The sequence below is a fragment of the Flectobacillus sp. BAB-3569 genome, assembly GCF_002270355.1.
Classification (GTDB): Bacteria; Bacteroidota; Bacteroidia; order Cytophagales; family Spirosomataceae; genus Flectobacillus; species Flectobacillus roseus.
The window spans coordinates 206,932-212,941 of sequence record NZ_NJFZ01000010.1; the positions used below are offsets into that span (position 1 = coordinate 206,932).

Annotated in this window: 4 protein-coding genes; 3 read left to right on the forward strand and 1 reads right to left on the reverse strand. The window is 38.6% G+C overall.

The genetic code is table 11. From position 1 onward, the window contains the following. Nucleotides 1–203: 203 nt before the first annotated feature. Nucleotides 204–785 carry a tRNA-(ms[2]io[6]A)-hydroxylase gene (locus BWI92_RS12150; RefSeq protein ID WP_095163523.1) on the forward strand — a complete coding sequence of 194 codons (582 nt, stop codon included), beginning with the start codon at nt 204–206 and terminating at the stop codon, nt 783–785. Between the two features lie 287 nt (nt 786–1,072). Further along, the gene (locus BWI92_RS12155; RefSeq protein ID WP_095163524.1) at nt 1,073–4,087 is read left to right on the forward strand and encodes a PD-(D/E)XK nuclease family protein; all 3,015 of its coding nucleotides are present in this window, start codon (nt 1,073–1,075) and stop codon (nt 4,085–4,087) included. A gap of 97 nt (nt 4,088–4,184) precedes the next feature. On the opposite strand, the gene BWI92_RS12160 is transcribed toward BWI92_RS12155, so the two are convergent. Continuing rightward, the gene (locus BWI92_RS12160) at nt 4,185–4,622 is read right to left on the reverse strand and encodes an FKBP-type peptidyl-prolyl cis-trans isomerase (protein WP_095163525.1); all 438 of its coding nucleotides are present in this window, start codon (nt 4,620–4,622) and stop codon (nt 4,185–4,187) included. A gap of 179 nt (nt 4,623–4,801) precedes the next feature. Here BWI92_RS12160 and BWI92_RS12165 point away from each other — a divergent pair, with 179 nt between their 5' ends. After that, nucleotides 4,802–5,806, forward strand: coding sequence for an oxygenase MpaB family protein (locus BWI92_RS12165; RefSeq protein WP_095163526.1), 1,005 nt, complete (start codon nt 4,802–4,804; stop codon nt 5,804–5,806). The last annotated feature ends 204 nt before the right edge of the window (nt 5,807–6,010 follow it).

Genomic DNA, 6,010 nt, shown 5'->3' on the forward strand with positions numbered 1-6,010 from the left:
AATTCCCAAATTAAATTTTATAGGCTTCAGGCTATCAGCTGTAGGTATTAAGCAAAGGCACATATGAATTTTTGAAAAGTATTTTGCAGAAAGCCAAATGTCAAATAGTTGATTTTAGATTTTCATTCTTACCTGACATCTAATAGCCGATATACAATTAACAGATAGCGTCTATTACTAAAGAATCTTAATTTTAAACTTCCATGCTTGGACTTAAGCTTCCGACTGACCCGCGTTGGGTAAATATTGCTGAAAAAAATATCGCAGAAATTCTCGTTGACCATGCTTATTGTGAGCAAAAAGCGGCCTCCTCCTGTATTTCACTGATTATTCAATATCCCGAAAGAGAAAAGCTAAGAGAAGTATTAATGCCCGTAGTTTCGGAGGAATGGGCACATTTTCGCATGGTGATTCGGGAGCTCGATAAAAGAGGCCTGCCTCTTGGTAAGCCACGCAAAGATGAATACGTAATCCAATTGAATGCTAGTATCCGTCATGGAGGAACTCAAGATCAACAGTTGGGAGAGCGACTTTTTATCAATGCGCTCATCGAAGCCCGTAGCTGTGAGCGTTTTAGAATATTGTCTCAAGAAATTCAGGATGAATCTTTGAAAAAGTTCTATCATGAGTTAATGATTTCTGAGGCAGGTCATTATGTCAATTTTATAGACCTCGCCAAGGAATATCTTCCAGCAGAATATGTAAAACAACGTTGGAATGAGTGGCTCGAAATAGAAGCCAATATTATTACGAATTTAGAACTTCGTGGTGATAGAGTTCATTAGTGGAGTTTTAAGTTGTGAATGATGAATTGTGAATGATGAATTAGGATTGTCCGAAGGATTTTATATTGTTCGGAAGAGTTCATTTCATGAACATTTTTGCAGTAGCGGCAACGCTTGCGGTTGCCATGTTGAGTTGGGCAACCGCAAGCGTTGCCGCTACCACAATTTTATTTTAAACATAAAACTTAATTCTTCGTACAGTATTGATTCAAAATTCATCATTCACAATTCACAACTCATCATTCACAACTCTCCGATTTCACCTAAAAAACCTTAAAGGCTATTACATGGAAACCTTTCTCGAAAAAGCTGCCTCTCATATTTTCCAAAAGCACAGTATTCATCAACTCAGTAATATTTGTATCGTTATTCCGTCTCGACGTGGGGTTTTGTATTTCAAGCAAGCTCTTGCTAATCAGGCAGATGCTCCATTTTTGGCGCCTGATGTGATGGCAATCGACGACTTTGTGATGAACGTAACGGGACTTAAGCAAATAGACCCCGTTGCTTTGCTTTTTGAACTATATGACGTTTTCAAAACAATTGATCCGCTCGTTGTTTTTGAACGCTTTATGACTTGGGCTCCCACTTTACTGAATGACTTCGATAAAATAGATCAATATCTGGTCGAACCCAAAAAGCTTTTTAGTTTTATGTCCGAGGCAAAAGCTTTGGAACGCTGGCAAATGCAATTGGGCGAATCTCAACGTGACCGTCTTAAAAGCACCGAACGTACCGACCGATATTTCAAACTTTTTGAAAATATTCATGAGGTATACAACCTTCTACAAGCTCGCTTGCGTGAAAAAGGTTTAGTCTATCGTGGAATGGCATATCGTGAATTAGCCGAACACGTGGATACTTATTTGTTGGATAATCCGCAACATAAAAAATACTATTTTGTGGGTTTCAATGCGCTCTCTAATGCGGAAGAAAAAATCATTCGTTCCTTACTAAAAAGAAAAGAAGGAAATGATTTTTTTGCTGAAACACTATGGGATTCAGACGCTTACTATTTAACAAACAAGGACCAAAGGGCAGGAAATTGGCTTCGAGATTACCGTACAGGTAACAATATGCCCGACCAATTGCCTTTGTTCAACAATGAGTGGAATTGGGTATCAAATGAGTTGCTAAAAGGTCAAAAAAATGTCCAAATCATAGGCGTTGCCAATGCCTCAATGCAGGCTAAAGTCGCAGGGAAAATCTATGCCGATTGGAATCAACAGATAGAAGGGCAAACTCAAACGGCCATTGTATTGGGCGACGAAAACTTGCTGGTTCCAGTAATGAACTCACTGGGAAAAGATGTTGCCAATCTGAATATTACGATGGGGCTTTCGCTCAAAAATTCGATGCTTTTTACCCTCATCGACGCCATGTTCGAGATGCAACGCAATTTGGTGGAGTTCAAAAATGCAGACGGAGAAACCAAACGTATTCCTAAGTTTTCGTACAGACAAGTAGTTCGTATTCTCAATCACCCCTTTGTGAGAAGATACGAGGCTATGCATTATCCTTTGGTAGAGGAGCTTACCGAAAATGAGCAATTGCAAAACCCTATCAGACAGACCCTTCGAGATATAACCGTTCATAATAAAGTCTTCTTGAGCTCGAAAGAATTGAAGGAAATGGGACAAGATGACCGACTTTTTAATATCGTCTTTAATCACTGGGAACAAAAACCTAAAAAAGCTGTCGAACAGTTTTATGCCCTTATCGATTTGTTACGTGAGGTATATCGTGAGCGTCAGGATGCGGTCGAAAATGAATATTTGTATCAGTTTTATTTGCTGTTACAACGTATGGAAATGATTTTGGCAGAACGAGGAGAGTCCGTTTCTATCAAAAGTTTCAAGACCTTTTTGTATGAGCTAATCAAACAAACCAAAATACCATTCGAGTCCGAAACAGACCAACGTTTGCAAATTATGGGTATGCTCGAAACACGTACCTTAGATTTTGAACGCTTGATTATTTTATCGGTCAATGAAGGCGTTTTACCACAAGGAAAAAGACAAAACACCTTAATTCCCTACGAGGCGCTTTCTGACCCACAGTTTAATTTACCAACCCATAATCACGCGGATGCTGTTATGGCATATCACTTTTTTAGACTTTTACAAAGAGCTAAAGAAGTGGTATTGGTGCATGTATTGCCATCAGATACGTATGGCGCAGCCGAAAAAAGTCGCTTTATTTTGCAAATAGAACACGAACTTCGTCACCTTAATCCAAACTTGAATGTAACCCAAAATCAAGTCAATTTCGAAACTGAGATTACGGAAGATGAGGAGGAAAGCGGACTGAAAATTGAAAAAACTCCCGATATGCTCGCGATGATTGAACAGGAAATCAACGAGCGTGGTATCTATCCTTCGCATATTAATCAGTTTGTGGATTGTTCGATGCAGTATTATTTCAACAAAGTGGCAGGTATTGCACCAGAGGAGGAAGTCGCCGAAAAATTGGCTTCTGATTCATTTGGTAACTGGATCCACAAAACTTTTGAAAATATAGATACAGCATTTTTAAAAGGAGATGATTTAATCGAAAAGACGGATGGTATTATCCAACAATCAGATTTGGAGTTTGTTCTGAAAAATATAGATACCTATTTGAAAAAAGCATTTGAACAAACCAATCCCGGACTTCGAATGACTGAGGGCGAAAACTATATTTTGTATCAAGTAGGCGAAACCTTGGTCAAGAAGTTCTTGAAATTTCAAATCGCCAACGAAGCCTTTCCTATTGAATTATTAGATGCTGAGAAAACCTTGAAAGTTGGCCTAGAAGTAGAAGTAAACGGCAAAACCATTCCCTTTAAATTGGCTGGACGTATCGACAGAATTGATAGAATTCATGGGCGAACAGTGCGAGTGATTGACTACAAAACAGGTTTGGTAAAACCCGAAGATTTGAAAGTCAAAACTGAGTTGATAGAGGAAGTCTTACTAGAGGAATCAGAGAAAGGTAAACTCCGTCAACTATGGCTGTACAAATACATGATTCTGAAAAGGATGATGACACAATATGGCTTGAGTATTAGAGGAACAAGGTTGAAGGCAGATGAAAATAAAGTGGTGTCTGGAATTTACTCTTTCCGAAATATAGAGGCAGGTTTATTAGAACAAGATTTTAAGTTTTCCGACGATGAGACAATAGAGGAATTTATGATTTCGTCAGAACAATATTTGGCTAAATTTTTAGAAAAACTGCTTAATCCTGAGATCCCATTTTCTCGTACAGAAGATAGAGATATTTGTACCTTCTGCGATTTCAAACGCATTTGCGGAAGATAGGGAGGGAAGAAGTTTTGAATGATGAATTGTGAATGGTGAAAACTAAATTAAAAATAATCACTCATTCACAACTCTCTCATTCACAATTTAAAAAATGCTAGTTGGTTTTCAACAACTCAACTTCAAAAATCAATACTGCACCACCAGGGATATCTGGACCTGCACCACGTTCGCCATAAGCTAAGTTATGTGGCAAATAGAATTTGTATTTACTTCCTGTAGGCATCAATTGCAAACCTTCAGTCCAACCAGAAATTACTTGGTGCAATCCGAAAGAAATTGGGTCATTGCGCAAAACGCTACTATCAAAAACAACACCGTCGATAGTTGTACCGTGATAATGTGTCAAAACTTTGGCAGTCGGGCCCGATGGTTTTGGACCAGTACCTTCTACCAATACTTCATATTGTAAGCCACTAGCGGTTTCGATAACCTCTGGTCTTTTTTTATTTTCTTCCAAAAAAGCCTTACCTCTAGCGATTTCGTTTTCTAATACTTCACGAAGTTGTGCACGCTGACGCTCAAAAATGTTCATGTGATAAAAATTTATTAAATGAAAAATGCTTCAGATTCAATTGCCCGAAGGCGATACAAAATTACAAACTTTCCTTTTATGAATACCTTTAAACAAAAAAGGATTACAGTCCGTTAAATTATTGAGATAACCAAAGCGATGATAGCTTGGTTCAAAATAGTCCAATAGATTAGAATTTCATGAAAAAACAAGCCATCAAACCTGCCAGATATTTTTCTAATCAAATACTAGCCGACGCCCGCCAACGAGGCGACCAACTGGCAGATGTTTGTATTCAATCGGTATTTGAACAAGTTGGGATGACTGGCTTGAGAACCTTTTTCCAATGGTTAGTCAAGGAAGATTTTGATTGGAAAAGTCAGTTAGATTTTGTGCAAAAGTATTTTCAGGATAATGCTGTTTTTCCTTCTTTTTACCAAGAAAAACAATTTCAAAAAGGTTTAGATTTTGCCCAAAAGCATCAGGCTGATATTGCACTAATGCTCGGATGCTTATCATTGCCTTATTGTTATGCAGGCGCAGATGGAGCGAAGGTTTTATGGATGTCGGAGCGAATAGGCAAAGATACACAGAAGAGATTAGAAGAAACGGGAAATTTTGTTTTTGGGGTATTAAATCCCAAGCAATGGAAAAGCTCAGAAGCAGGCATTCCAATAGCGATGCTACGTATTTTGAAAGTTCGATTGATGCACGCATCCATTCGATTTTTTACCTTATATCATCAAACTTGGGATACAAAGGCCTTGGGATTGCCTGTAAATCAGGAAGATATGGCAGGCACAAATCTGGCATTTAGTTATATTGTGATTGTAGGGATGCGCAAAAATAACCTTTTATTCACCGATCAAGAAGCTGAGGCATACCTACATATTTGGAATGTTATTAATGCCATGATGGGTGTGGAGATAGAGCTTTTACCCCAAAACCCTCGGGAAGCATTTGTTTTAGCAAAAGCCATTGTAAAACGTCAATTTCGTACCTCCGAAGAGGGTATCAACTTAACCAAAGCACTATTGAAGGTTTTAGAAAGATTTATTGACAACCCATTACTTAAGCCTATCCCAAGTGCTTTTATGCGTCATTTATTAGGAAAAGAAGTAGCAGATTTACTCCAAATTCCAAATAATCCTCTTGAAGAGCGATTGGTGCCTTTTATTCCAGTTAAGGCAGTGTTTGGGTTTTGAGGGAGAGTGGCAAAGGCACAGAGGCACAGCGTCTAGTGGCAAAGGCACAAAGTGGCAAAGTGTTTTTTTAAAGTGGCAAAGGCACAGAGGCACAAAGTGGCAAAGTGTTTTTTTTGAAGTGGCAAAGGCACAGAGGCACAAAGTGGCAAAGTGTTTTTTTTMGAAGTGGCAAAGGCACAGAGGCACAAGTGGCAAAGTGTTTTT